Source organism: Rhizobium sp. FG96 (genome assembly GCF_057808655.1).
This window is the reverse complement of the sequence record NZ_JBMDIL010000018.1, coordinates 69665-95803: the sequence shown is the minus strand read 5'-3', so window position 1 is coordinate 95803 and position 26139 is coordinate 69665. Positions and strand designations below refer to the sequence as shown.

Below are 26139 nucleotides of genomic sequence, written 5' to 3'. Positions count from 1 at the left end.
CGGCCGGCAACCTCTTTACCCTGCAATATAGGCTTTGATCTCCTCGGCCTCGCGCTCGACTTCCGCAATGCGGGTCTTCACCACGTCACCGATCGAAATGATCCCGGCAAGCTTGCCGTTGGTTTCGACGGGAACATGGCGGAAGCGCTTGCTGGTCATCAGCTCCATCAGTTCGTTGACCGTCGATTCTTCATGGCAGCGGAAGACCTTCGATGTCATCAGCGAAGCCACCGGCTGATCGAGACAGTCCTTGCCGGACTTGGCAATCGCATTGACGACGTCACGTTCGGTGAAGATGCCGGAAATCTTTCCCTGCACCCCGACCACGACGATCGCGCCGATTTTCTTCTGGCTGAGCACCTTGGCAGCCTCCGCGACGGTCGTGTTCGGACCGGCCGTGACGACGTCGCGGCCCTTCAGATCGAGGATGGCCTTTACGGTATTGGACATTCACAACCTCCTATGTCGTAAGTGGAAACACTATACTGTTCACAGGCATCCGCGGCGGTCTCTCCTCCCAGCGCGGATCAGTTGGAATGGTGCACTTCAACGCTCAAGATTGCAATACGGCCGGTTCCTCGGGCTCCTCGTCCGAAGGCGGTAGAGCCCGGTCGAAAAGCGGAAACAGGAAGAATCCGAAGACGAAGCCGCCGATATGCGCATCCCAGGCGATCGCCTGGCTGCCGTCACCGATCAGCGGCACGCCGACGGCGATCAGCGCATTGCCGAGCAGCCAGAACAGCGTGAAGACGATGACGGTGCGGCTGCGGAAAGTCTCGGCGATCGACAGCCGCGGATTGAGATGCGCCGGCACGCCGGCGCGCGCCTGAGCCGGGAAGGCAAAGCGGCAGGCCGCGCCCATCAGGCCGGAAATCACCCCCGAAGCGCCGATCAGCAAGGTCGGATCGCCCCAGTTCAAGGCGGCATGAAGTGCTGCCGAGGCGATGGATGAAAGAATCCAGAAGGCCAGATAGCGGGCGACACCGATTCGCCGGATCACCGGCGCACCGAAGGCCATCAGCCACAGGCCGTTGAAGAGGATATGTTCGATGCTGCCGTGGAGCAGCGAATAGGTCACAGGGCTCCAGAGCCACTCCAGCCCCTGCTCCGTAAGCGGCATGACATAGCGGGCGGGGATGAAGCCGAAGGTGACGAGCAGCCACTCGACAGCCTGATCGGAAAGAACCAGCGTCTGGACGGCATAGATGATGGCGAGCAGCGCGAGCGTCGCGACGAGAATGCCCGGCAGATTGAAGATCGGCTCTCGCTTTGGAATCCGTTCTTCCTCGTTGACCTGCCGTCCCGCCGATTGATCGTCCATCTTTGCCCTCGCCTTTGAAGGCCAAAGCCTTACAGGAGCGCCGGGCAAAAAAAAAGCCGTCCGGAAGAACCGGACGGCGGCCGAGCGTCCCCCGGGGATGACCCCGTGCCCGATGAGTTTGTGTGCTGAACTTCGTTGCCGAAGTGATGAGCGACAGTCCCATGAAGCCTGCACCAGCACAATCGAAACCCTTCTTTAACCTTAACGGCTCCGAACTGGCATGAAACCCGCAGGGTAAACCTCAGATGGGCCATGAAGGCCCGTTTCTGGACTGTAATGAAACAGATTGGGTGTCCCGTGCGTCATCAGACCGTCATCGATGTTTACGACTACTGGAACCGCTTGCGCGGCGCCGGCGAAGCGCCGTTGAAGTCGCAGATCGAGCCGTCCAGTTTGGGTCACTTCCTGCCAAGCCTTTTCATCCTCGAAAAGAGCGGCGACGACATCATCACTTTCCGCCTCGCGGGAGCCAAGATTTCGGACCTGTTCGGCCGCGATCTGCGCGACGAAAGCTTCTCGGATCTCTTCGGCGATGGATATAGCGCGACGATCGAAGCCACCATTGCCGGCGCCATGCGCCACACGATGCCTGCCCTGATCAATGCCACCGGTTATAGCACCGCCGGCCATCGCGCCGCTTTCGAGATCGCGCTCATGCCGCTGCGCTCGGAAGATGGTAACTGCGAGCGGATGCTTGGCGTCATTGCCGCGATGACCGTTGCAACCTGGCTCGAAGTCGTGCCGCTCGACTTCCTGGTTCTCGATCGCTGCCGGGCGTTGCGCAGCTTCCAGGGGGCACCCGACGGCGTCTGGCCCGCCGCTCCGCGCACGCCGCGCCAGCAGGGTTTGGCCGGAATTCTCGGCCGCGTCGTCTCTTCGTTCCGTCCTGGTTCAGGCGCCCGCTGACTGTCCCGGAACGATACAACCGGAACCCATTCCGGAAGCTGTAATCAGGGGCAGTCAGACAACCTTCTGTTAATGTGTTGCGGGTAATGATCCCAGCATATCATTTTATAAAGAAGCGCTTTCATGCACTCGTTCCAGCAAGCCCAGACGCAGAGAGCGCCGCGCCCTGAACAGGGTGTTTTTCAGCGCGTGCCCATCAATATGCAGGGCCGCCTGATGCTTGCGAATTACGAAGAGTACGAATGCATGGTTATCGACATGTCGCCGGGCGATATGTACGTCACCTGCATCGGCCGCCCTCGCTCCAATGAACGCGTTGTCGCCTATATCGATCATCTCGGCCGTGTCGAAGGTCATGTCCAGACCGTCGATGCCCGCGGCTTCACGATGTCGATCAATGCGACCGAGCGTAAGCGCGAAAAGCTTGCCGCGCAGCTGACCTGGCTTGCCAACAAGCACGAGCTCGGCCTTCCCGAAGATCGCCGCCACGACCGTCTGACGCCGCGCGAGACGAAGAGCGAACTGACGCTCGAAGACGGCACGCGTTATGTCTGCCGCATAATGGACCTTTCGCTGTCCGGCGCTGCCGTCGATGTCGAAGCCCGTCCGCCGCTCGGCTCTGCCGTCCGCCTCGGCAATATGCGCGGCCGCGTGGTTCGCCACTTCTCCGAAGGCGTGGCGCTGGAGTTCCTGTCGCTCCAGTCCCGAGAGACGCTGCGCGAATTTCTCTGAGACGTCATCGTCCTGTCACCGTCATCGACGAATACAGCCGCCTCGCAAAAGGCGGCTTTTTTGATGGCTGAGCTATTTCCCGACATCGAGCCCTATGATCACGGCATGCTGGATACCGGCGACGGCAACCGGCTCTATTGGGAATGCTGCGGCAATCCGGACGGCATTCCTGCTCTGGTTCTCCACGGCGGACCCGGATCCGGCTGCTCGACCGGAGCGCGCCGCTATTTCGATCCGTCGGTCTACCGCATCATCCTCTTGGATCAGCGCAACTGCGGCCGCAGCCTGCCGAATGCGGCTGATCAGGATTGCGACCTCTCCGGCAACACGACCTGGCATCTGGTCGCCGACATCGAGCGGCTGCGTGCCTATCTCGGCGTCAAACGATTCGTGCTGTTCGGAAATTCCTGGGGCACGACGCTCGCGCTCGCCTATGCAGAGTCGCATCCCCGCCACGTCGCCGCCATGGTGCTTGCCGGTATCACGACCACCCGCCGCTCCGAGATCGACTGGCTCTGCACCGGGATGGCGCGGTTCTTCCCATGCGAATACGCCGATTTCACGCAGTCGATCCCGGACGATCTCGACCCTCTCGCCTATTATCACGGCCTGCTCAATAGCACCAATCCGGCCGAACGGCAGGCTGCCGCCGTCGCGTGGCATCGTTGGGAGGCGGCCTCGATCCTGCTTGCCGACCCGAACGGCTTGCCGCGCCGCTGGGCGGATGCCCGCTACCTGCTGACCCGTGCGCGGATCGTCACACATTATTTCCACCACGATGCATGGCTGTCCGAGCAGCAGCTGCTGCAGGGTGCCGCAGCGCTTGCCGGCATACCGGGAATCCTGATCCAGGGGCGCTTCGATCTCGAGGCACCACTGGTTACGGCTTGGGAATTGCACCAATCCTGGCCAGGCAGCGAGCTTGTCATCGTCGAAAATGCCGCCCATTCGACTGACGACGCTGGCATTTCCGCCGAAATCGTCGCGGCCACCGCAAAAATTCTGCATTTTCTCAAAAAATAATTTTGGCGCTGCAACGTCTGAAATCGCTGTTTTCAGCCGTTTTCACCGCTCTATCTGAGCGATTCCGCATCTTCGGACACCTCAGCAGGCACCTCCCGAAACAACTCAATTCGTAACGAAATCGTAAATCCGGCCTGCGTCGCGTTAAGACTTTCGCCGGAATAGCGCCATTTCGGCACAGAAGACCTATCCCGGAATGGAACAATTTTACTCAAATTCGCCTCGAATTTTCTGCGTCTTTTATGCGCATTCGAGTCAAATATTCTTCAAGTTTTCCGCGCTTTTGAATCAACTAAGCACTTAATTTTACGGCGTAATTTTGCGTGAGATAAAATCGTGCGTGTCATTGTCCTCCCAACAAACGGGGAGACTACAACGACAATGCTCAACGCAATCAAGGGCGCCTTTATCGCCACTGTAATGATGATCACGATGACGGGCCTAGGACAGGCGGCGCCCGGCAGCATGACACTCGCAGGCAATGCCAGCCCGCCGATCGGCGCCTACCAGTTCTGCAAGGAAAACCCGGCAGACTGCAGCAATCCCGCCGGCGACGCCGGTCCGCTGCTTCTGACCGAAGATCGCTGGAAGCAGGTCCTCAAGATCAACTACCAGGTCAATTCCTCGATCCAGCCGATGACCGACATGGAAATCTACGGGGTCGAAGAGCGCTGGGCCTATCCGCGCACCGTCGGCGACTGTGAAGACTATGCGCTGCTGAAGCGCAAGCTGCTGATCGATGCCGGCGTATCGCCCTCCGACCTGCTGATGACCGTCGTGCTGCAACCGAATGGTGAAGGCCACGCCGTGCTCACCGTCCGCACCGATCATGGCGACTTCATTCTCGATAACATGCGCAACAAGGTCATGCTCTGGGCCGATACCGAATACACCTACCTCAAGCGTCAGTCTTCGGATGATCCGAATCGCTGGATGAAGCTTCAGGATGGCCGTGCGGTCGCCGTCGGTAGCGTTCGCTAACACCTGAAATACTCCGCCGGCCAGTCCGGCGGGCCAAGGCTAGGCTCCGGTCAGTCCCCCGCATCCCCGTCCCCGACCGGCGCCCCAGAGCCGCTCCCGCTGTCCCGGGAGCGGCTCGCCTCTTTTGTAGGGCAGAGCCGTCCTTTGGTTAGTGCGATATTAACCACCCTCGCCCGATCATGCCGGTAGATTCATCACTGACACCGGCGGCTCACGTTTCTCTTGCGGCGGTCAACGACTGAAGATCCGCCATGAGCCATCCCGCTTCCGATGTTACCGCGGAAGAGACGCCGCTTCTCTCCAATGGTTTCCTGATCAAGCTAACAGCTGTCGTCGCCGTCCTGGCGCTGCTGACGGTGGCGATCAGCGTCGGTGGACGCTGGTTCGGCCGCCACATCACGCTTGCCGGCAATAGCGACAGCACCGCAGCTGTCAGCATCACCATCGGCCGCGACACCCTGAACCTTTCGGAAAACACTCTGCGATTCCCGAGCCAGCGTCACGGCGGCGTCGCCGAGCGCGCCGATCTCTATCTCACCTGGCCGGAAATGCAGGGCTACACCAAGGAACAGCGCGCCCGCTTCGATGACGTCGCGCAGTCCTCTGGCCTGATCTTCCTGCAGATCACCCAGAGCACCATGTCGCGCGACATGTCGGGGCGCATCGAGCCGATCTATACGCATCTGATGGATGGCGCGGCCGCTCCCTATGCCGACGGCCTGACTTTGCACCGTCTGCGCGCCGATGCCGGCTATAGCGGCGAGGTGCTGCTGACGGCAGCGCGCGAGAACGCCCCCGATTACGCTGTCCGCTGCGTCCTGCCCGACTCACCCGAGGCCGCCACCAGCGGCGACTGCCAGCGCGATATCAAGGTCGGCAAGGATCTGAGCGTGCTCTACCGATTCTCCAGCCGTCATTTGAACGACTGGGACCATATTGATGCCGCTATTCGCACCTTTGTGGAGGCGCGCCTTGCGACCCGTTCTGCAACAAGCCGCTAAAATGCAGCTTGGTGGCGAAAGAAACGATTAATCATAAACGGATTGGTAACTCAGCCCCGGTAACTTCCGAAGACAACGGTCGGCGCGGAGGGGCGCGCGATCCGGTTCAAAACTGTCAGAAATGCAAGCGAAGAGTGAAATAGTGTCAAGGTCAGCCTCCTCCGTTGTTCCGTCCCGGTCCGGCCATTTTCTGGTGAAGATGATTACGGCGCTCGCAATCGCCACTGCGGCCTTCCTGGCCGAGTCGGTCACTGCCGAAGCCGAGGCTGCCAATCCGAAATATGCCGGCATCGTCGTCGACGCCAAGACCGGCAACGTCCTCTACAGCGAGAACGCCGATCGCCTTCAGTATCCGGCATCGCTGACGAAGATGATGACGCTGTACATGACCTTCGAGGCGCTCGAACAGGGCCGCATCGCACTCGATACCCGCGTCCCCTTCTCCCCGCATGCATCGGCCCAGGCGCCGACCAAGCTCGGTGTTCGCGCTGGCGGTTCGATCACCGTTGAACAGGGCATTCTCGGCCTCGTGACGCTCTCTGCCAATGACGCGGCAACCGCGCTCGGCGAGCTTCTTGGCGGCGGCAGCGAAGACCGCTTCGCGCAGATGATGACGGCAAAGGCTCATGCGCTCGGCATGACGCGCACCACCTATCGCAACGCCAACGGCCTGCCGAATACCGCGCAGATGACGACGGCTCGCGATCAGGCTCGCCTCGGCATCGCGCTTCGCCAGCACTTCCCGCAATATTACGGCTATTTCGCCACGCAGAGCTTCAAGTTCGGCACACGCACCATCCGCAGCCACAACCGCCTCGTCGGCTCTGTCCGCGGCGTCGATGGCATCAAGACCGGCTATACCCGCGCTGCAGGCTTCAATCTCGTCAGCTCCGTGCAGGACGAAGGCCGCTCGATCGTCGGCGTCGTCATGGGTGGTGCTTCGACCCCTGCCCGCGACAACCAGATGCGCAAGCTGATCGCCGCTTACCTGCCGAAGGCTTCCACCCGCGGCGGTTCCAAGCTGATCGCCGAGCCGGCCCCGACCCGCGCTCCCGAGATCCCGGTCGCAGCAGCTTCCGAAATCGATCTGCCGCATACCGCTCCGGCACCGGCCGCCCGTTACGAAGTCGCCGCCGCGCAGACCGCTTACACTGATACACCTGCCGTCAAGTCCGAGAACCCGCTGGTCGCAGCACAGCCGGCAGAGATGCCGCAGCCGACCAAGGTCAAGACCGTCGCGATCAAGGGCAATGTCGCGGTTCCCACGCCTGCTCCCGCCTATATGCCGGAACAGCCTGAAGAGAATTCCGTTGATCAGCTGACGACCGCTTCGGTTCCCGCTGCCAAGGTCGCTGCAACGCCTGCTGCCGTCACCGAGAAGGGTCCGGCTGGCTGGGTTGTCCAGATCGGCGTTTCCTCCAGCAAGGATGCTGCGATGGACCTCCTGGAAAATGCCAAGACCAAGGGCGGCAAGGCTCTGCGTTCGGCCAAGCCCTTCGCCGTCGCCTATGCCAATGACGGCGAACAGATTTACCGCGCTCGCTTCGGTGGTTTCGACGACCAGCGCGATGCGGTCAATGCCTGCAAGGCGCTGAAGCGCGCAGGCGTCAAGTGCTGGGCAGCTGCCCAATGATCTCTCCGGTGCCGGCAGTTCTGTTTCTGACGGCACCGTTCACGGCAGGGCCGGTGTATGCGGCTCCCGCCGAAATTCGTGACCTCGATTGTTAGTGCGTACGGGGAATATTATGGCGATCAATGGAAATGTACCGGGCTTTCCGCCCGAAGCACGCGCAGCAGGAAAGCCTGCCCGCATCGGCCTGCATCCGCTTCATGAGGCGGCTCTGCGCCTCGCCGAAATCGGCCTGCAGAAGCCGCGCGCTAAGTCCGCCAAGACCAAGGATCTGATCAATCTGCTGCTCTGCCATGGCGCGCGCGCCTGGCGCTATTCGCAGCCGGAAGCCCGCATCCATTTGCATGTGACATGCCCGGGCGGCAAATCGCCTGTGATGCTGCGCCTGCGCTGACCGCTTAAAGCAGTCCAAGCTCCGAAAGCTCGCGGCGCAAGTCCGCGGGCATTTCTGCGACACCGGCCCCGAGGCTCATCATGTCGCGCGGAATATCTTCTTCCGGATAGTAACGCCATCCCTGGAAGGCCCGCTTCGGCTGAACGGCGGTTTCGATCACCTCCGGGCCGAGAACGAGATGGCAGCGGCCGATCCCCTCGCCATCCGTGAATGTCTCGATCCCCAGCAGCTTCTGCCGCGCCTGAACCTGACCCTTGATCACCCAATAGAGCGATCCGCCGTCGAGCAGTTCATCGACGCGCTTGGGGACCATGCGGGTGGTGTGGACGGAATGCGGTTCTAGGCCGACGGCGATCGCCCGGAGCGAACGCTCGGCGACCCATTCGCGCAGATCCTCGATCGAGTCTGCGCCGACGCATAATTTGATGAGATGCAATGCCATGCTGGTGTTGAAATCCTTTTGACCGGCAGCGTCAAGCGCTACCGGCCGCAAGTCCACAAACTCAGCATTCCACGACGTTGACGGCCAAACCTCCGGTGGAGGTTTCCTTGTACTTCTCGCTCATGTCGTATCCGGTCTGGCGCATAGTCTCGATGCAGGCATCGAGCGGCACGAAATGCTGGCCGTCACCCTTGATCGCCAGCGACGCCGCCGTGACCGCCTTGACGGCGCCGAGCGCGTTGCGCTCGATGCAGGGAACCTGCACGAGACCGGCGACTGGATCGCAGGTCATGCCGAGATGATGCTCGAGCGCGATCTCGGCGGCATTCTCGATCTGGGCGGGCGTCGCCCCCATGACCGCGGCGAGCCCCGCAGCCGCCATCGCAGCCGCCGAACCCACCTCGCCCTGACAGCCGACTTCGGCGCCGGAGATCGAGGCATTGTGCTTGATGATGCCGCCGACGGCGGCAGCCGTCAGCAGATAGTCGCGAATGCCGTTCTGGTCCCAGTCGTCATGGAAATGCTCGTAGTAGCGGATCGTCGCCGGAATGACGCCGGCCGCACCATTGGTCGGCGCGGTCACGACGCGGCCACCGGCGGCATTCTCTTCGTTGACGGCCATCGCATAGACGCTCAGCCAGTCGTTGGCGAGCAGCGGATTGATACGGTTGCTGCGCCACTCCTCCTGCAGCTTGTCATGGATCTGCCGCGCACGGCGGCGCACCTTGAGGCCACCCGGCATGATGCCGTCGACCTTCAGCCCACGCTCGATGCAGGAGCGCATCGCATCCCAGATCCGGTCGAGGCCGGCATCGAGCTCTTCGCGGCTGCGCTGGCTCTCTTCGTTGGCACGCTTCATCTGCGCGATGGTGAGACCGGAGCGATCCGCCATCTCGAGCATCTGCGCTGCCGTCGCGAAGGGATAGGGAACCTTGGTGGCACCGGCGACCGCCTTCTTCTTCGCGCGCATCTGCTCGAGCTCGGTATCGGTGACGACGAAGCCGCCGCCGACCGAATAGTAGATCCGCTTCAGCAGCAGGCGCTCGTCCTTGTCGAAAGCCGAGAAGATCATGCCGTTGGCGTGACCCGGCAGCGTCTGCTTCTTGTCGAAGATCAGGTCGTTCTTCGGCAGGAAGAAATAGGCGGGATGGCCGGGCGGTGTGATCCGGCCGGAGCGCTCCACCTGGTCGATGATGCCATCCATCTTGTCAGGATCGACGCTATCGGGCGCTTCGCCCATCAGGCCGAGGATAACCGCCCTGCCCGTTCCGTGGCCGATACCGGTATAGGCGAGCGAGCCGTGCAGGCTGGCCTTGATCGAAGCAACCTGCGCGCCCGACGACGGCCGCGGCCATTCGTTCGACAGGATGAGATCGAGGAAGCGGTTGGCCGCCGACATCGGCCCCATCGTGTGCGAGCTCGAAGGCCCGACGCCGATCTTGAATACATCGAATACCGAAAGGAACATGCCTGCTTCCCAATAATGAAATTCTGCCGAGACTAACCCCGGTCACGATCTGCCGCATGCGGCGGACCGACATCGCGTTTGACCGGCGCGACCACCGATCACATGGATTTAATGCCTGCGGCCCGCTTGCGAAAGCCCGTCCATGCGGAAATCGCCGCCAAGCAGCCCTGGTGGCGATTGCAGCACCCTGAAGCATCTGTAGAGTGGCGCCGCAGATCAGGGACTGAATCACCGATGCTCACCACCGCCGACTACATCTCGCTCGCCTTCTTCGCCGTCTCCTGGCTCGGCTATTCCTGGCTGTTGCGCGGCCGCACCTTCTTCGGCCGTACCAGCCTGACCCATGCGATGGGTGAGCGCCGCCGCGAATGGATCTACAATTCGCTGCGCCGTGACCTCAAGATGATCGACACCCAGATCATGGCCGGTCTGCAGAACGGTACCGCCTTCTTCGCCTCTACCTCTATCTTCGCGATCGGCAGCTGCTTCGCGCTTCTCGGAGCGACGGACAAGGTCAGCGCCATCTTCGCCGATCTGCCCTATGTCTTCGGCGGCAGCCATGCGAGCTTCGAGATCAAGGTCGGTGGCCTCGCCGCGCTCTTTGCCTATTCTTTCTTCAAGTTCGGCTGGTCCTACCGGCTCTTCAATTACTGCACCATCCTGTTCGGCTCGATCCCGATGATGCGCGATACCGAGGCCGACATCTATGCCGCGGAGCGCGCCGCCGAACGCGTCATCCGCATGAACATCATCGCCGGCAGCCACTTCAACGAAGGCCTGAGGGCAATCTTCCTGTCGATTGGCTATCTCGGCTGGTTCGTGAACCCTTACGTGTTCATGGCAACGACGGCGACCGTCGTCTTCGTCCTCACCCGTCGACAGTTCTTCTCCGAGGCACGCCTGGCGATCCTTGATGGCGGCCCGCCATCAAATCTCCACCTTTCTCCTATTCCCCGCGATCCCAAGCCTGATGGCGATGGTGATTTGTCCGGGGGACTGTGAATGACTGTTTTGGCGACTGATAGCGGCGTGGTCGCGCGTGTTCCGCGTATTGGCCTGCTGGACACGGTGCGTGGCGCCGCGCTCATTGCCATGGCCACCTACCATTTCAGTTGGGACCTGGAGTTCATGGGCTATCTGACGCCCGGCACGGCGGAAACCGGCTGGCTGAAGCTCTACGCCCGCGCCATCGCCACAACCTTCTTGTTCATCGCCGGCATCAGCATGGCGCTGTCGAGCCAGGGCGGCATTCGCTGGCGTCCGTTCTGGAAGCGCTTCGCGATGATCGCTGGTGCTGCGCTGCTGATCTCGGTCGCAACACGCATCGCCATGCCCGGCGAATGGATCTTTTTCGGCATTCTCCACTGCATGGCGGCGATGACGCTGATCGGCGTCGCCTTCGTCCGCCTGCCGCTTCCGGTGACACTCGTTGTCACGGTCGCACTGGTCGGCGCCTGGATCGCCGACACTTTCGTCGCGCCAGGCATCCTCAGGTCCGCGACCTTCAATCATCCGCTACTCTGGTGGATCGGCCTGACCGACATGCCGCCGCGCTCCAACGACTATGTGCCGCTATTCCCCTGGGCCGCCGCCTATATGTCCGGCCTGTCGCTGTCGCTGATCGCACTGCGCACCAGCCTGCCGCAGAAGCTTGCAGCCATCGGCACCGGCAGCTCGCTGCTTGCCCGCGCCGGCAAGCACAGCCTTGCCTTCTATCTGATCCATCAACCGGTGCTGATTGCCATCGCTTATGGGCTAACCTTCGTCATGCCGCCAGCGAAGCCCGATCTCGCAGAGATCCACATGCGCCAGTGCAATCCCGGCTGGTGCCAGGGCATGGATCCCAAGTCATGCCAGATTTATTGCGAATGCACGCTGACCGAAATGCAGGACCAGATGCTGCTCGAGCCCTTCCACACGGGTGTCGTCAAGGCTGATGACGACCGCGTGCAGGCGATCGCCAATCAGTGCAGCATCAAGGCGCTTCCGCCAGAGCAGCAGTGATCCCTCAGGTGCCGACGCCGATTTCGGCCAGGCGGCCGAGGCAGGCTTCCTCGATATTGTCGAGTTCCGTCAGCGTGTCGTCGATATCCTTGCGCTTCTGGCGCAGGTCCTCGCGCTTCTCGTCGACGCGCTTCATCAACAGCTTCAGCTGCCCGAGCTCGCCCGGCGGCTCCTTGTAGACGGTGATGATTTCGCGAATCTCGGCGATCGTGAAACCGATACGCCTGCCGCGCAGGATTTCCTGGATGAGCCTGCGGTCTGCCGGGCGGAACAGCCGCGTGCGGCCACGGCGTTCTGGATGGATCAAACCTTCGTCTTCGTAGAAGCGAAGCGTTCGCGTCGAAACACCAAATTCGCGCGTCAGCTCCGTTATGCTATAGTATTTGTTCACAGGCATCGGATTCCCACTCTCTCCCGGCAATAATATTGACTTTTACGTAATAGTCAATTTGAGCGGGTTGGCGTGGTTAAATCCCGAACCACCAGGTGGCAATCCCCAGAAACGCGAAGAAGCCCGTACAGTCAGTTACGGTCGTCACGAATACCGACGATGCGATGGCTGGATCGGCCCCGACCTTGTCCAGGAGCAGCGGCAGCAGGATGCCGGCAAGCGCTGCCGCGATCAGGTTGATGATCATCGCCGCGCCGATCACCATGCCGAGCTGGTAGTCGTGAAACCAGGTTCCGGCAATCGCCCCCATGATCATGGCGAAGATGACACCGTTCATGATGCCGACGCTCGCCTCCCTGCGGATGATGCGCCCGGCATTGTAGATATCGAGATCGCGGGTCGCGAGCGCCCGCACGGTGACCGTCATCGTCTGAGTCCCGGCATTGCCGCCCATAGAGGCGACGATTGGCATCAGCACCGCGAGCGCAATCATCTTCTCGATCGATCCGTCAAACAGCCCGATGACGCTCGCCGACAGCATCGCCGTGCCGAGATTGATGAGCAGCCACAAAAAGCGCGAACGCACAGTCGAGATGACATTGTCCGACAGTTCTTCGTCACCGACACCGCCGAGGCGCTTGATGTCCTCATCGGCTTCTTCGTGAATGACGTCGACGACGTCATCGATGGTCAGCACGCCGACCAGACGTTCGTTCTCGTCGACGACCGCGGCCGAGAGAAGGTCGTACTGCTCGAAAAGCTGCGCCGCCTCTTCCTGGTCCATCTCCGCGGGGATCGGATGATTCATCTCCCGCATGATCTGTTCGATCTTCGTCTGCCGCTTGGTGCGCAGGATCTTGTCGAGATCGACGGCGCCCAAGAGCTTGAAGGTCGGATCGATGACGAAGATCTGCGTGAAGGAGTAAGGTAGATCCTCCTCCTCGCGCATGTAGTCGATCGTCTGCCCGACGGTCCAGAACGGCGGCACGGCGACGAATTCCGTCTGCATGCGGCGGCCGGCCGAGCTTTCGGGATAGTCGAGCGCCCGTCGCAGGCGAACCCGCTCGGTAAACGGCAGCTGCGCCAGGATCTCTTCGCGGTCTTCCTGGTCGAGGTCTTCCAGAATGTAGACGGCATCGTCCGAATCGAGGTCGCCGATCGCTGCTGCGATCTGCTCGTTCGGCATCTGGTCGACGATCTCGCGGCGGATCGCCTCGTCGACCTCCGTCAGCGCCGTCATGTCGAAGTCGTCACCGAGCAGGCGCACCAGCGCCAGACGCTGTTCCGGCTGGATCGCCTCCAAGAGGTCGCCGATTTCCGATTCGTGCAGGCGCGCCACGTTCTGGCGCAGGAAGATCGTATCACGATCGGCAATCGCGGCGCCGACGAGCGTCAGGAAATCGCTGCGGACGTTGCCATCCTCGTCATAGATATCGGCGTCTTCGTCATCTGGACGCTTGCGGATGCGTTCGTCTTCTTCGCTTGCCGTCATCTGCGCCCTCGCATCCAATTTCATAACAGTTACGGCTTTCCTGCCGCGTTCGAGAATGGCGGCGGAAAAGGTATTGTCAACAAGCGGATAAACGAATCCCGCCCGCCCGGGCAGCGGCAGGAACTCAAGCCCCTGCTAACTGAAACGCCCTCTCCCGTCTAGCGTCAAAAACCCTCTCTGGAGATGACAATGCGCGGGCCGGAGGATAGTTTCCCGGCAATTGATCAGGAGCCTAAGCCCGCATGACGATCCGCCCCATCCTCCGCTATCCGCATCCCGGCCTGAAAACAGTCTGCACTCCCGTGACCGCCTTCGACGACGATCTGAAAACGCTCGCCGGCGACCTGCTTGAAACGATGTGGGCAGCCCCCGGCGTCGGCATCACGGCGGCTCATATCGGCGTCTTCAAGCGCCTGTTCGTTCTCGAACTCAGCAAGGCTGATGGCGTCAGAAACTACGTCAACGCCGAGATCATCTCCTCGTCGCCCACGCTGGTGCGCCAGACGGAAGGAAGCGTCTCGATGCCGGGCGCGACCGAGGACGTGGAGCGGCCGGCCTCCATCAGGCTCCGCTATCAGACCTTGTCTGGCGAGATGAAGGAAGAGGATGCGGACGGTTTCCTCGCGATCTGCATCCAGCACGAGATCGACCAGCTCGATGGCATCTTCTGGCTCCAGCGCCTGTCGAAGCTGAAGCGCGACCGGCTGATCCGCAAATGGGAGAAGGCAGGCCGGTAATTTCATAATCCGGCGCCGAACCATTCCGGTCTGCAGGCGTTGTTCGAGCATGAGCCTTCAAGGAGGAAGACATGCCGAAGACCGACGACAAGAAGACGCTTTCGCGCGAAGACGACTACCGCGACTACGAGGAACGTAACCTCGACGATGGCTGGCCCTATGCCGACGCCTCCGGCGCATCGGATGGAAAGCCCGGAAATGGCGCCTATGGAGAGACCGCAGCCAATTTCGACCGCGACCGCAACAGCGGCTTCCGCATCGACGGGACCGACGAGGACGGCAACGAGAACCGGCTCAGGGACACGCTACGGGCCGACAGCATCAATCGTGACGACAGCGACGACCTTGAGGTGCGCGTCTTCGAAAATCTTGAAAACATCGAAGGCCTCGACCCCGACAGCATCGATATCCATGTCGACGGCCACACGGTGACGCTTGAAGGCTCGGTCGAGACGATCGGCATGGCGCGCAAGGTCGAACTCGGCGCCCTCTCTGTCGATGGCGTGCGCCACATCCGCAATCGCCTGGAAACGACAGGCGTCGACTCCCATATCCCGAATGAAGATTAGGTGGCTAAAATTGTAGCGCTTATTAATAATTCCAAGGGTTGTATTTATACTGGCGCCCGGCTTTGCGAAAGGCCGGGTAAAACGCTTTTGATAGCGCACTAACGTTCGTCACGGATTGGTGAGAAAAGCCCACGGTTTCGTGAATTACATGGACAATTCGTAACCCAATCCGCCTGCAACCTCCCACAATTTCGCCCCAATTGGGGAGCGAACTCGTAGTTGCCGAGGGTTATCGTTTCGTTGTTGATTGCAACAACTGATTGAGGAGATATAACCATGAGCATCAAGCTCGCCGCAGCTGCCTCCCTCTTCGCCATCAGCATGGCGTCGTCCGTTTTCGCCGCTCCGATGTATGATGACAGCTATGTCCGGCCGATCCGCATCAGCCCGCCGAAGCCGGTCCACTATACGCAGCACACAGCGCCCGCCTATAGCGACGACTACACCAATGACAGCGACGGCTGGTACCAGACCAAGATGCCGGCCCCCAGCAAGATCAACTACAACAAGCTTGAAGCCAAGCTTCGCGCTGAGCATCTTCCCAACTGCCAGACGCCCGACGAACTCAGCGGACCGCAGACCCGGGCCGGAAATGGTGGTGCCTCAAACACCGATGCCTGCCGCGACGTCGGTTCGAACTGATCCCAAAAAAGGGCCGCATCTGCGGCCCTTCTCTTTTGTGGCTCTCATGGACGCACCGTCAGGAACTCCAGCGGCCCGCCCGGAATATCATCATCGAAAACCGCGCAAGCAAGCCTGCCGCCGAACACACAGGCGCCGTCGAGATTGGTCCGGTTGCCGGAGGTTTTCGGATTGGCATCAGACGGCGTATGGCCGTGCACCAGGTGCTTGCCCCAATATTCCCCCGAGACGCCATCCGCAAAGCGGATCCACATCAGGTCGTGCGGCGTCTGCTCCTCCAGGTAGCACCCTTCCCTCACCCCAGCGTGAACGAAAATGCGGTGCTGATCGGTATGAATGAAGGGCAGCGATTCCATCCAGCGCAGATGTTCGGGCGGCAGAGCGCCGCCATAGGACGCCAGTGTCTCGATCCCGCCATTCTCCAGCCACCACGATTCGGCATGCCGGCCGTCATGGGCGCCGGTCAGCATGTCCTCGTGATTGCCCTTCAGCGTGATCCACTGCCAGTCCGGTGAACTCGGTCCGGCAATCAGCCTCTCGATCACGGAGCGGCTATCCGGACCGCGATCGACATAGTCTCCGAGAAACACGATCTTGCCTGCCGGCGCGTAAGCTTCCACCCGCCCGATCATCCGCATCATCGGATCGATGCAGCCATGTATGTCGCCGATTGCGAAGGTCAGGCTCAATGCTGCGGCTCCTTATCTGCCTTGAAAGCTAGAGCACAAAGCGGCCGTATCGATAGCCGGCCGCCGGAACGGCCTTGAGATACGAGGTAAAGAAAACAACGTAATGAACTGTAGAAAAACAAAAAACCCGGCCTAAGCCGGGTTCTTGGTGCGGTCGAGAAGACTCGAACTTCCACGGGTTGCCCCACAGCGACCTCAACGCTGCGCGTCTACCAATTCCGCCACGACCGCATCGTGGTAGGGCCGATTTGCGTCGGCGAGGCAGCATGTAGCAAAAGCATTTTGGGCGCACAAGAGCGATATGACAGTTTTTTTCAAAACAAATCACAGCATTTGAATTGGGCATCAAACGGGGCCATATAGCGCTCTGCCGCTTCCCCTGTGCGGCAAGGGAAAAGTCCATGCTGCGCACCGATTTGCAATTCTCCATGTTTCCTCGCGAGGGCAATAATCCTGTCCGCTGGCGGATCGCCGATGGCCTGGTGCCCTATGAGCAGGCTGTGGAAACAATGGAACGCGAGGTCGCGGCGATTGCCGATGGCGGCGACGAACTCGTCTGGCTGGTCGAACATCCACCACTTTATACGGCCGGTACCAGCGCCGATGCCAAGGATCTGGTGCAGCCGGACCGGTTCCCTGTCTTCGCCACCGGCCGCGGCGGCGAATATACCTATCACGGACCCGGCCAGCGCGTTGCCTATGTGATGCTCGACCTCAAGCGGCGCCGCCAGGACGTCCGCGCTTTCGTTGCCGCCCTCGAAGACGTCGTTATCCGCACGCTCGATTCGATGAATGTTCGCGGTGAGCGGCGTGAGGACCGGGTCGGCGTCTGGGTGCGCCGTCCCGAAAAGCCGCTGCTGCCGGATGGTTCGGTCAGCGAAGACAAGATCGCAGCTCTCGGCATCCGCCTGCGCCGCTGGGTCACCTTCCATGGGTTCTCTCTGAACGTCGAGCCGGATCTCGATCATTTCACCGGCATCGTCCCCTGCGGCATCTCTGCCTATGGCGTCACCAGCCTCGTCGATCTCGGCCTGCCGGTGATGATGGCGGATGTCGACATGCGCCTGCGCGAATCCTTCGAGGCAGTCTTCGGCGAGACCGTCAACGCGGCTTGAGCCGCGCCTTGCCAGCGGGCCGGTCCTGTGGTTGATGGTCATGTTTCCGGAAGCCGAGCATGTCCCAGCCACAATCCCAGCAGAATCCCCTCCAGGGCATGGCCATCATGGCCGGTGCCATGATCGTCCTTCCCGCCATGGATGCGATCGCCAAATATATGGCGACCTTCGAATCGATGTCGCCGGGCCAGGTGACCTTCTATCGATTCTTCTTTCAGCTGGTTTGCACGCTGCCGCTGCTGTTCGTGCTCTTCCGCTGGAAGGCGCTGCACGCCAAGCGTCCCTGGATGAACCTCCTGCGCGGTGTCCTCCATGGCGCGGCAAGCCTGCTGTTCTTCGTCGCCGTCAAATACATTCCGCTCGCCGATGTCTTCGCCATCTACTTCGTCGAGCCCTTCATGCTGACGGCGATGTCGGCGCTCTTTCTCGGAGACAAGGTCGGCTGGCGGCGCTGGACGGCGATCGTCGTCGGCTTCGGCGGCGCCATGATCGTCATCCAGCCGAGCTACGAAATCTTCGGCCTCAAGGCGCTGCTGCCGGTCTTCTGCGCTTTCCTCTATTCGCTCTACCTGTTCCTCAACCGCGCGATCGGCGAGGCCGATTCGCCGCTGACCATGCAGACCATGGCCGGAATCGGTGGAACGCTGTTCATGGCCGTCGCGCTCTTCGGCGGAAATGCCGCCGGTATAGCGGATTTCGAGATCTCCCTGCCCTCGTCTCTCCTCGGTCTGGTGTTGCTGCTGATTCTCGGTTCGCTCTCCGGCTATGCGCATTTGCTCGTCGTTCGGGCTTTTCGCCTGGCGCCGCTCTCGCTGCTTGCTCCATTTCAGTACTTCGAGATTATCTCGGCCACGGTTCTCGGCTACGCGCTGTTCAATGATTTCCCCACTGTTTCCAAGTGGATAGGCATCGCCATCATCGTCGCGTCCGGGCTTTTCATCATCTGGCGCGAACGGCTGCAGTCGAAGTCCGTCAATTCGGCCTGAATGAAACGGCAATTCGTTAACTGTCGTTGTTGAGGGATCCTCAATCCGCGCGCGATAGAAGCGTCTCCGGCCTCATGATGAGGTTCTGGAGATAAAAAATGAGCGAATTCCGACTCGCTTTCCCGGCATGCGTCATCGCCGGAAAGCACCGGTTGGCCGCCGACGACATCGGCCTTCTGCGTAAGCATAGCTTCCCGGACGGCGTCCGGACCGCCGACGACGTGGTCGTCATGCTCGCACTCAACAATTCCTGCCCCGAAAAATGCCCGGAATGGAACGCTTTCTTCGTCGAAAGCCTCGCCGGCTTCATCGTCAATTACAGCTATCCGCAGGGATCGCTCGACGAGATCAACGCCGCCTGGATCATGCGCATGTTCGCGACCGATGGCGTCGTGAACTCGGCGCTCGAGCTGGAGCTGGTGCTGCACATCATGGAAATTTCGTCCTATGTGCCGGATGAGCTGCGCGCCTTCGCCCTCGACCAGCTCCGCCTGGCGATCACCGACAATGTCGGCGGCTACAAGCTGACGCGCGCCGTCGAGCGCAAGGGAATCACCCGCCAGGACGTCGATTACGTCATGCGCGTGCTGCGCAATGTCTGCGAAGGCGGCGTCATCCCCGTTTCGCCGGTCACCCACGGCGTCCTTCGCCGCATCGAGACGGAAACGCTTCCCGCCGCCAACCATCCCCGCTGGACCGAAATCATGCGGGCGCTGGAGCTACGCGATTATCACCAGCCGCGCACCAGCCGCTGGCTGCGGATCGTCGACGACGAGCAGGCCGTCGCTTGATCCCTGCGCCGTAAAGCTGAATAGCTGCAAGGCTTTCGTACGATTGTGCGTCCTGAAGTTTCTGCGTAGAACTTCAGGACGCATTTCTCGGGTGGAGTCTTCATGTTCAAGAAAATCCTGATCGCGAATCGCGGCGAAATCGCTTGCCGCGTGATCAAGACTGCGCGGCGCATGGGTATTTTGACCGTCGCGGTCTATTCCGACGCGGATCGGGACGCGCTGCATGTCGAAATGGCCGATGAGGCCGTTCATATCGGCGCAGCGCCTGCTGCGGAAAGCTATCTCGTCGCCGAAAAGATCATCGCCGCCTGCAAGGAAACAGGCGCCGAGGCCGTCCACCCCGGCTACGGCTTCCTCTCCGAACGCGCCTCCTTCTGCGAGGCGCTGGAGAAGGAAGGTATCGTCTTTATCGGACCGAAGCCCAAGGCGATCCTTGCCATGGGCGACAAGATCGAATCGAAGAAATTCGCCAACGCCGCCAAGGTCTCGACCGTGCCGGGCTATCTCGGCGTCATCGAGGACGCTGTACAGGCGGAAAAGATCGCCGGCGAGATCGGCTATCCGGTCATGATCAAGGCCTCGGCCGGCGGTGGCGGCAAGGGCATGCGCATCGCCTGGAACGAAGCGGAAGTGCGCGACGGCTTCGATCGCGCCCGTTCTGAAGCCAAGAGCTCCTTCGGCGACGACCGCGTCTTCATCGAGAAATATGTCGTCGATCCCCGTCATATCGAAATCCAGGTGCTTGCTGACGGGCATGGCAATGCGGTCTATCTCGGCGAGCGCGAATGCTCGATCCAGCGCCGCAACCAGAAGGTCGCCGAAGAGGCGCCCTCGCCCTTTCTCGACGAGAAGACCCGCAAGGCGATGGGCGAGCAGTCCATCGCGCTCGCCAAGGCCGTCGACTATCAAAGCGCCGGCACGGTCGAGTTCATCGTCGATCGCGACCGCAACTTCTATTTCCTGGAAATGAACACCCGCCTGCAGGTCGAGCATCCGGTGACCGAACTCGTCACCGGCATCGATCTCGTCGAGCAGATGATCCGCGTTGCGGCCGGAGAGAAGCTGCCCTTCGCGCAGAAGGACATCAAGCTGAATGGCTGGGCGATCGAAAGCCGCCTCTATGCCGAGGACCCCTACCGCAATTTCCTGCCGTCGATCGGCCGCCTCACCCGTTACCGGCCGCCCGCTGAAGGTAAGCATGGCGATATCATCGTCCGCAACGACACCGGCGTTTATGAAGGCGCCGAAATCTCCATGTATTACGATCCGATGATCGCCAAGCTCTGCACCTGGGCGCCGGACCGGCTGACCGCAGTAGATGCGATGGCCGAGGCGCTCGATGCCTTCGTGGTCGACGGGATCGAACACAATGTTCCGTTCCTCTCGGCCCTGATGAAACATCCCCGTTGGCGCGAAGGCCGGCTTTCGACGGGTTTCATCGCCGAGGAATATCCCGATGGTTTCGCACCGGTAGAGCCCGATGCGTCGCAGAAGGCCGCGCTGGCCGCAATCGCCCTCTCGGCGTCGCTGATCGAGACCAACCGCCGCGAACGTCACGGCGACCGCCTCCGTGCAGCGACGGGCGATCTGCGCAGCGACTGGGTGGTGAAGGTCGGCGGCGATTACGTCGCTGCGAGCCTCCTTGAAGGCCATGTCACCATCCCCTTCGAGATGGGAATGAAGGCCGATGGCCGCGAGCTGCACGTTGTCACCAATTGGAGACCCGGCGAGCCCGTCTGGTCCGGCACCATCGATGGCGTCAAGGCCATCGCCCAGATCCGACCTGTTCTGAACGGTCTGCGCATCGACTGGCAAGGTCTCTCCGTTCGCGCCAAGGTCTTCACGCCGCGCCATGCCGAGCTCAACCGCCTGATGCCGGTCAAGCTCCCGCCGGATACGTCGAAACTTCTGCTCTGCCCAATGCCCGGTCTCGTCGTGTCGATTGCGGTTGCCGAGGGCCAGGAGGTCAAGGCCGGCGAGACGCTTGCCGTCGTCGAGGCCATGAAGATGGAAAACGTGCTGCGCGCCGAGCGCGACCTCGTTGTCGGAAAAGTGAAGGCAAAGCCCGGCGAAAGCCTCGCCGTCGACGCCGTCATCATGGAGTTCGCCTGACCCTTTCCGGCACAGCGGCGAGGTACTCACCCATCGGTGACAAAGGCATTTGTTAAGCGGCTCGCGCTATGATGAGCCGTTTTCGCCCTGTGGCTGGGGCCGGAGTCCTCTATGTCGGCGCTTCAATCAGCGGCCATCCTGCTGTTCATCAATCTCGGTCTGCTCTGGCTTCTGATGCGCATTCCGCTCGGCCTGCGAACGATCAGCGTGACCAGAGCCTTCCGCTGTCCGCCCGAAACCCTCTGGAAGGCGATCAATCCAGTAGGCGAATCTGCCGATTGGCATCATGCCGTCATCAGTAGCAGGGCCATCGCCCACCGGCCGGGTTTCGTCGAGCAGGTCTACAGCCATCTCGACCGCAATGGTGAGCCGCTGCGCCGTGTCCTGGCGCTCGATCCGCTTCCCGCCGGCGGCGCGCATGCCTTCCGGTCGCGGATCGCGGACGACAGCACGCTCGATCCGGCCTTCTGGCAGCATTACAGCGAAAGCCGCATCATCAGGTCCACGCCGCAAGGCTCTGCGCTGGAGATCAGTCAGACCGACCACTATCGCGGCCTCGCCTTCCTCATCTTCCGCTATTTCGTGCTCCAGCGCGAAATCCGCTCGCTGCAGGGATGGCTGGAAACCGGCATCTCCAGGCCACAGGGCCATTTCGAAAGGCCTCTGGTTCAAACCTTCTTGGCCGCGCTTTCCACTCTGCTGCTCTGGCCGTTCTTCGGGCTCACTGCCAGCGGCCTGATGATCTCGACCTTTCTGACCATGGTCATCGCCCTTCATGAGCTCGGCCACATGGCGGCCTACCGCGCTTTCGGACACAGGTCGGTGCGAATGATTTTCATTCCGCTGCTCGGCGGCATCGCGATCGGCGGCCGCCCCTACAAGAACCTTTTCGAGGTTGCCGCCTGTGCGCTGATGGGCGCCGGAATGTCGGCATTCGTCGTGCCGATCATCATCGCTGCCGTCCAGGGCATCGGCCACGGCGTCGTGCCGGCGAGTGTCGGCCGGCCGCTGCTCGTCCTGCTGCTGATCCTCGGCGCCTTCAATCTCCTCAACCTGCTGCCGATGCACCGCTTCGACGGCGGTCAGGTGCTACGCCAGATCTTCCGCACCCGGCACTCGCTGATCGTCGCCAGCTTCACCGTCACCGCCTGCATTATCGGCGTTGGTTGGGCGATCGGCCTGTCGAACAATCTGCTGATCGCCGGGCTGGCCGTCTTCATCCTGATGAGCATGATCGGCTCGGGCTCGGTCAAGCCGCGCCAGAAGCTTGATGAGATGAATGATGGTGAAAGGATGCTCGTTGCATTCGGCTTCTACGCGGCGATCGCCATGCACGGCTATGCCATTATTTTCGCGAGCGAAAAGCTTTTCTGACGTTAGCGGCAAACTGGCTGCCGCATCCCGCACAAAGTGTCTTTTGATCAAGCTTTTCGCTTGAGCGCCCCTCTGCCGCCGTGCGATTGTCCGCCCAGCAAATCAGATAGGGAGATCAGACGATGGACGTTCGCGCCGCAGTCGCCGTTCAGGCAGGCAAGCCTTTGGAAGTCATGACAGTTCAGCTCGACGGACCGAAGGCCGGCGAAGTGCTGATCGAGGTGAAGGCAACGGGTATCTGCCACACCGACGACTTCACCCTCTCGGGTGCCGATCCGGAAGGCCTGTTTCCGGCCATTCTCGGCCATGAAGGTGCAGGTATCGTCGTCGATGTCGGCCCGGGCGTCACCTCGGTGAAGAAGGGCGACCACGTCATTCCGCTTTACACGCCGGAATGCCGCGAGTGCTATTCCTGCCTGTCGCGCAAGACAAATCTCTGCACGGCGATCCGCTCGACGCAGGGCCAGGGCCTGATGCCCGACGGTACCTCGCGTTTCTCGATCGGCAAGGACAAGATCCACCATTACATGGGCTGCTCGACCTTCGCCAATTTCACGGTTCTGCCGGAGATTGCCGTTGCCAAGGTCAACCCGGACGCACCCTTCGACAAGATCTGCTACATCGGCTGCGGCGTGACGACCGGTATCGGCGCCGTCATCAACACCGCCAAGGTCGAGATCGGCTCGACGGCGATCGTCTTCGGTCTCGGCGGCATCGGCCTCAACGTTCTCCAGGGCCTGCGCCTTGCCGGCGCTGACATGATCATCGGCGTCGACATCAACAATGACCGCAAGGAGTGGGGCGAGAAATTCGGCATGACGCATTTCGTCAATCCGAAGGATGTCGGCGACGATATCGTGCCCTACCTCGTCAACCTGACCAAGCGCAACGGCGACCTGATCGGCGGCGCCGATTATACGTTCGACTGCACCGGCAATACCAAGGTGATGCGCCAGGCGCTCGAATCCTCGCACCGCGGCTGGGGCAAGTCCGTCATCATCGGCGTTGCCGGCGCCGGCCAGGAAATTTCCACCCGCCCGTTCCAGCTGGTCACCGGCCGCAACTGGATGGGCACGGCCTTCGGCGGCGCCCGCGGCCGCACCGACGTCCCGAAAATCGTCGACTGGTACATGCAGGGCAAGATCCAGATCGACCCGATGATCACCCACACCATGCCGCTCGAAGACATCAACAAGGGCTTCGACATGATGCACAAGGGCGAAAGCATCCGCGGCGTGGTGGTATACTGAGGAGAGTGACGAGGAATGCGGTTCGACGTTGAAATCGCCTGCGGCTTTGTCGCAAATCAATCCTGATTTGGGAGCCGCGGGCAGCTGAGGAGGAAGCTGAACATGGCAAACCAGGTATCGATACACCCTCTGCTCGATGGCGGGGTCAAGAAGGGACAGGCGAATTTCAACGGCGGCACACTTGTCTGCTTATGCACGGACAAGCCCGTGAAGGTGGCGGTCAAGGGCACGGTGCTGCACAACCACGCCTGCGGCTGCAGCAAGTGCTGGAAGCCCAAGGGTGCTGCATTCTCTATCGTTGCAGTCGCGGCGCACGAGAACGTCTCGGTGCTGGAGAATGGCGACAAGCTTCACGTGGTCGATCCCGAGGCATTGATACAGCGCCATGCCTGCAAACAATGCGGCGTTCACATGTACGGACCGGTCGAGCGCGATCATGCGTTCAAGGGTTTGGACTTCGTCCATCCGGAACGCTTCCAGGAAAGCGGCTGGCCTGAACCCGGCTTTGCAGCCTTCGTCTCCTCGATCATCGAAACCGGCACGCCGCCCTCGGCGATGGCGGGGGTGCGGAGTAAGTTTAGGGAGATCGGTCTGGATACATACGACTGCCTCAATCCGACGTTGATGGATGTAATCGCCACATGGGTCGCGAAGAAGGCCGGCACGCTGAGAGAAGCCTGACATCTTGAACTGATAGCAGCCCACGGACTATGAAAGCCGAAAGATAGAACGCTACGTGGCAACGCGTGGCGTTTCAGCAAGAACAGATTGAACTTCATGATCTACGTCGATGCAGACGCCTGCCCGGTCAAGCCGGAAATTCTGAAGGTAGCCGAGCGGCTCGCAATGGAGGTGACCTTCGTCGCCAATTCCGGGCTGCGGCCGTCGCGCGATCCGATGGTGCGCAACGTCATCGTCTCGAACGCCTTCGATGCGGCCGACAACTGGATAGCCGAGCACGCCGGTCCGGGCGACGTCGCGGTGACGGCCGACGTGCCGCTCGCCGTGCGTTGTGTTGCGGCCGGTGCGCTCGTCTGCGGCCCAGCAGGCCGGGTCTTCGACGACACCAATATCGGCATGGCAAGCGCGATGCGCGATCTGGGCGCGCATCTGCGCGAGACCGGCGAGAGCAAGGGCTACAACGCCGCTTTCGGCCCCAAGGATCGCTCGCGCTTCCTCGAAACCTTCGACCGGCTCTGCCGCCGTGCCAAGAACATTTCCGAACAGACTGGAGACTGACATGAAGATCATTTCGCAGGCGACCGCATTTGGCGGCATGCAGGGCGTATTCAGCCACGAATCCGAGGCCTGCAAATGCGAGATGACCTTTGCCGTCTTCGTGCCGCCGAAGGCGATCAAGGAACCCTGCCCGGTACTCTGGTATCTCTCCGGCCTGACCTGCACCCATGCCAACGTCATGGAAAAGGGCGAATACCGCCGCCTCGCCGCCGAGCTCGGCATGATCGTCGTCTGCCCGGACACCAGCCCGCGCGGCAACGACGTCGCCGATGAGCTGACCAACTGGCAGATGGGCAAGGGCGCCGGCTTTTATCTCGACGCGACCGAAGCGCCTTGGGCCGAGCACTTCCAGATGTACACCTACATCACCGAAGAGCTCCCTGCCCTGATCGCCGAACAGTTTCGTGCCGACATCAGCCGCCAGGGCATCTTCGGCCATTCGATGGGCGGTCATGGTGCCATGACGATAGCGCTGAAGAACCCCGGCCGTTTCAAGAGCTGCTCGGCGTTCGCCCCGATCGTCGAGCCCTCGACCGCGGACTGGTCGGCCCCAGCGCTCGAAAAATATCTCGGCGCCGACCGCAAGGCCTGGCGGCAATATGATGCCTGCGCCCTGGTAAGCGACGGCGCACGCTTCCCGGAATTCCTGATCGACCAGGGCAAGGCCGATGGCTTCCTCGAAAACGGCCTGCGCCCCTGGCTCTTCGAGGATGCGATCAAGGGCACGGACATCGCGCTGACGCTGCGCATGCACGAGCGCTACGACCACTCCTACTACTTCATCTCCACCTTCATGGACGATCATCTGCGCTGGCACGCAGAACGCCTCGGCTGAACGCGGAAAACGGGT

At 61.2% G+C, this 26139-nt stretch carries 27 protein-coding genes, 1 tRNA gene and 1 pseudogene; 21 read left to right on the top strand and 8 right to left on the bottom strand.

All coding sequences use genetic code 11. The features are described from left to right. Positions 1-15: 15 nt before the first annotated feature. Positions 16-450, bottom strand: a complete 435-nt coding sequence (locus ACODR6_RS28580) for a CBS domain-containing protein (protein ID WP_112716307.1) — start codon at positions 448-450, stop codon at positions 16-18. A 103-nt stretch (positions 451-553) separates the two neighbouring features. Beyond that, positions 554-1321 (bottom strand): rhomboid family intramembrane serine protease, encoded by a 768-nt coding sequence (locus ACODR6_RS28575; protein ID WP_489025766.1) that lies wholly within the window; start codon positions 1319-1321, stop codon positions 554-556. Between the two features lie 297 nt (positions 1322-1618). Here ACODR6_RS28575 and ACODR6_RS28570 point away from each other — a divergent pair, with 297 nt between their 5' ends. From ACODR6_RS28570 to ACODR6_RS28540, 7 genes and pseudogenes are all read left to right on the top strand, one after another. Beyond that, positions 1619-2227 carry a PAS domain-containing protein gene (locus tag ACODR6_RS28570; protein WP_246777483.1) on the top strand — a complete coding sequence of 203 codons (609 nt, stop codon included), beginning with the start codon at positions 1619-1621 and terminating at the stop codon, positions 2225-2227. Positions 2228-2350: 123 nt separating this feature from the next. Further along, complete coding sequence (locus ACODR6_RS28565; RefSeq protein WP_112716313.1) at positions 2351-2959, top strand: PilZ domain-containing protein; 609 nt, start codon at positions 2351-2353, stop codon at positions 2957-2959. A 63-nt stretch (positions 2960-3022) separates the two neighbouring features. Next, on the top strand, positions 3023-3982 hold the full coding sequence (gene pip / locus ACODR6_RS28560; RefSeq protein WP_489025764.1) for a prolyl aminopeptidase: 960 nt from the start codon (positions 3023-3025) through the stop codon (positions 3980-3982). A 381-nt stretch (positions 3983-4363) separates the two neighbouring features. Continuing rightward, complete coding sequence (locus ACODR6_RS28555) at positions 4364-4963, top strand: transglutaminase-like cysteine peptidase (protein ID WP_489025762.1); 600 nt, start codon at positions 4364-4366, stop codon at positions 4961-4963. Positions 4964-5185: 222 nt separating this feature from the next. Then, a pseudogene (locus tag ACODR6_RS28550) lies at positions 5186-5964 on the top strand (hypothetical protein). A 121-nt stretch (positions 5965-6085) separates the two neighbouring features. Then, on the top strand, positions 6086-7597 hold the full coding sequence (locus tag ACODR6_RS28545) for a D-alanyl-D-alanine carboxypeptidase (RefSeq protein WP_112716321.1): 1512 nt from the start codon (positions 6086-6088) through the stop codon (positions 7595-7597). A gap of 112 nt (positions 7598-7709) precedes the next feature. Further along, complete coding sequence (locus tag ACODR6_RS28540) at positions 7710-7988, top strand: hypothetical protein (protein ID WP_112716323.1); 279 nt, start codon at positions 7710-7712, stop codon at positions 7986-7988. Between the two features lie 4 nt (positions 7989-7992). Here the strand turns inward: ACODR6_RS28540 and ACODR6_RS28535 are convergent, their stop codons facing one another. Together ACODR6_RS28535 and ACODR6_RS28530 are read right to left on the bottom strand one after the other, a co-directional pair. After that, a complete protein-coding gene (locus tag ACODR6_RS28535) occupies positions 7993-8430 on the bottom strand; it encodes a DUF1489 family protein (RefSeq protein WP_489025759.1) in 438 nt (145 codons plus the stop codon). Positions 8431-8491: 61 nt separating this feature from the next. Next, a complete protein-coding gene (locus tag ACODR6_RS28530) occupies positions 8492-9898 on the bottom strand; it encodes an L-serine ammonia-lyase (RefSeq protein WP_130278277.1) in 1407 nt (468 codons plus the stop codon). 234 nt (positions 9899-10132) lie between these two features. Here ACODR6_RS28530 and ACODR6_RS28525 point away from each other — a divergent pair, with 234 nt between their 5' ends. Beyond that, positions 10133-10900, top strand: coding sequence for a DUF599 domain-containing protein (locus ACODR6_RS28525; protein ID WP_112716327.1), 768 nt, complete (start codon positions 10133-10135; stop codon positions 10898-10900). After that, positions 10901-11902 (top strand): heparan-alpha-glucosaminide N-acetyltransferase, encoded by a 1002-nt coding sequence (locus tag ACODR6_RS28520; RefSeq protein WP_489025757.1) that lies wholly within the window; start codon positions 10901-10903, stop codon positions 11900-11902. A gap of 4 nt (positions 11903-11906) precedes the next feature. On the opposite strand, the gene ACODR6_RS28515 is transcribed toward ACODR6_RS28520, so the two are convergent. Both ACODR6_RS28515 and mgtE read right to left on the bottom strand, forming a co-directional pair. Continuing rightward, positions 11907-12299: a MerR family transcriptional regulator gene (locus tag ACODR6_RS28515; RefSeq protein WP_162708679.1), complete on the bottom strand. Its 393-nt coding sequence runs from the start codon at positions 12297-12299 to the stop codon at positions 11907-11909. Between the two features lie 70 nt (positions 12300-12369). Beyond that, positions 12370-13785, bottom strand: coding sequence for a magnesium transporter (gene mgtE, locus ACODR6_RS28510; RefSeq protein ID WP_199629604.1), 1416 nt, complete (start codon positions 13783-13785; stop codon positions 12370-12372). A gap of 242 nt (positions 13786-14027) precedes the next feature. Here mgtE and ACODR6_RS28505 point away from each other — a divergent pair, with 242 nt between their 5' ends. From ACODR6_RS28505 to ACODR6_RS28495, 3 genes are all read left to right on the top strand, one after another. After that, a complete protein-coding gene (locus ACODR6_RS28505) occupies positions 14028-14522 on the top strand; it encodes a peptide deformylase (RefSeq protein ID WP_489025755.1) in 495 nt (164 codons plus the stop codon). Between the two features lie 71 nt (positions 14523-14593). Next, positions 14594-15091, top strand: a complete 498-nt coding sequence (locus ACODR6_RS28500) for a BON domain-containing protein (RefSeq protein ID WP_203428844.1) — start codon at positions 14594-14596, stop codon at positions 15089-15091. A 276-nt stretch (positions 15092-15367) separates the two neighbouring features. Beyond that, positions 15368-15733 (top strand): hypothetical protein, encoded by a 366-nt coding sequence (locus ACODR6_RS28495; RefSeq protein ID WP_489025753.1) that lies wholly within the window; start codon positions 15368-15370, stop codon positions 15731-15733. A gap of 44 nt (positions 15734-15777) precedes the next feature. Here the strand turns inward: ACODR6_RS28495 and ACODR6_RS28490 are convergent, their stop codons facing one another. After that, positions 15778-16422: a metallophosphoesterase family protein gene (locus ACODR6_RS28490; RefSeq protein ID WP_489025751.1), complete on the bottom strand. Its 645-nt coding sequence runs from the start codon at positions 16420-16422 to the stop codon at positions 15778-15780. 146 nt (positions 16423-16568) lie between these two features. Beyond that, positions 16569-16653, bottom strand: a tRNA-Leu gene (locus ACODR6_RS28485). A 170-nt stretch (positions 16654-16823) separates the two neighbouring features. Here ACODR6_RS28485 and lipB point away from each other — a divergent pair. The 9 genes from lipB to fghA all read left to right on the top strand — a co-directional run bounded on the left by lipB (position 16824) and on the right by fghA (position 26124). Then, complete coding sequence (gene lipB / locus ACODR6_RS28480; protein WP_489025749.1) at positions 16824-17537, top strand: lipoyl(octanoyl) transferase LipB; 714 nt, start codon at positions 16824-16826, stop codon at positions 17535-17537. A gap of 59 nt (positions 17538-17596) precedes the next feature. Further along, positions 17597-18523, top strand: coding sequence for a DMT family transporter (locus tag ACODR6_RS28475; protein ID WP_489025747.1), 927 nt, complete (start codon positions 17597-17599; stop codon positions 18521-18523). 98 nt (positions 18524-18621) lie between these two features. Then, on the top strand, positions 18622-19314 hold the full coding sequence (locus tag ACODR6_RS28470) for a hypothetical protein (protein ID WP_199629599.1): 693 nt from the start codon (positions 18622-18624) through the stop codon (positions 19312-19314). 102 nt (positions 19315-19416) lie between these two features. Then, positions 19417-21426 carry an acetyl-CoA carboxylase biotin carboxylase subunit gene (locus tag ACODR6_RS28465; RefSeq protein ID WP_489025745.1) on the top strand — a complete coding sequence of 670 codons (2010 nt, stop codon included), beginning with the start codon at positions 19417-19419 and terminating at the stop codon, positions 21424-21426. Positions 21427-21537: 111 nt separating this feature from the next. Beyond that, positions 21538-22800, top strand: a complete 1263-nt coding sequence (locus tag ACODR6_RS28460; RefSeq protein WP_489025743.1) for a zinc metalloprotease — start codon at positions 21538-21540, stop codon at positions 22798-22800. Positions 22801-22922: 122 nt separating this feature from the next. After that, on the top strand, positions 22923-24050 hold the full coding sequence (locus ACODR6_RS28455) for an S-(hydroxymethyl)glutathione dehydrogenase/class III alcohol dehydrogenase (RefSeq protein WP_112716349.1): 1128 nt from the start codon (positions 22923-22925) through the stop codon (positions 24048-24050). Between the two features lie 102 nt (positions 24051-24152). Continuing rightward, positions 24153-24731 (top strand): S-(hydroxymethyl)glutathione synthase, encoded by a 579-nt coding sequence (gfa, locus tag ACODR6_RS28450; protein WP_489025741.1) that lies wholly within the window; start codon positions 24153-24155, stop codon positions 24729-24731. Between the two features lie 96 nt (positions 24732-24827). Then, on the top strand, positions 24828-25289 hold the full coding sequence (locus ACODR6_RS28445; protein ID WP_489025838.1) for a YaiI/YqxD family protein: 462 nt from the start codon (positions 24828-24830) through the stop codon (positions 25287-25289). 1 nt (position 25290) lies between these two features. Further along, positions 25291-26124, top strand: coding sequence for an S-formylglutathione hydrolase (gene fghA, locus ACODR6_RS28440; protein ID WP_489025740.1), 834 nt, complete (start codon positions 25291-25293; stop codon positions 26122-26124). Positions 26125-26139 lie beyond the last annotated feature (15 nt).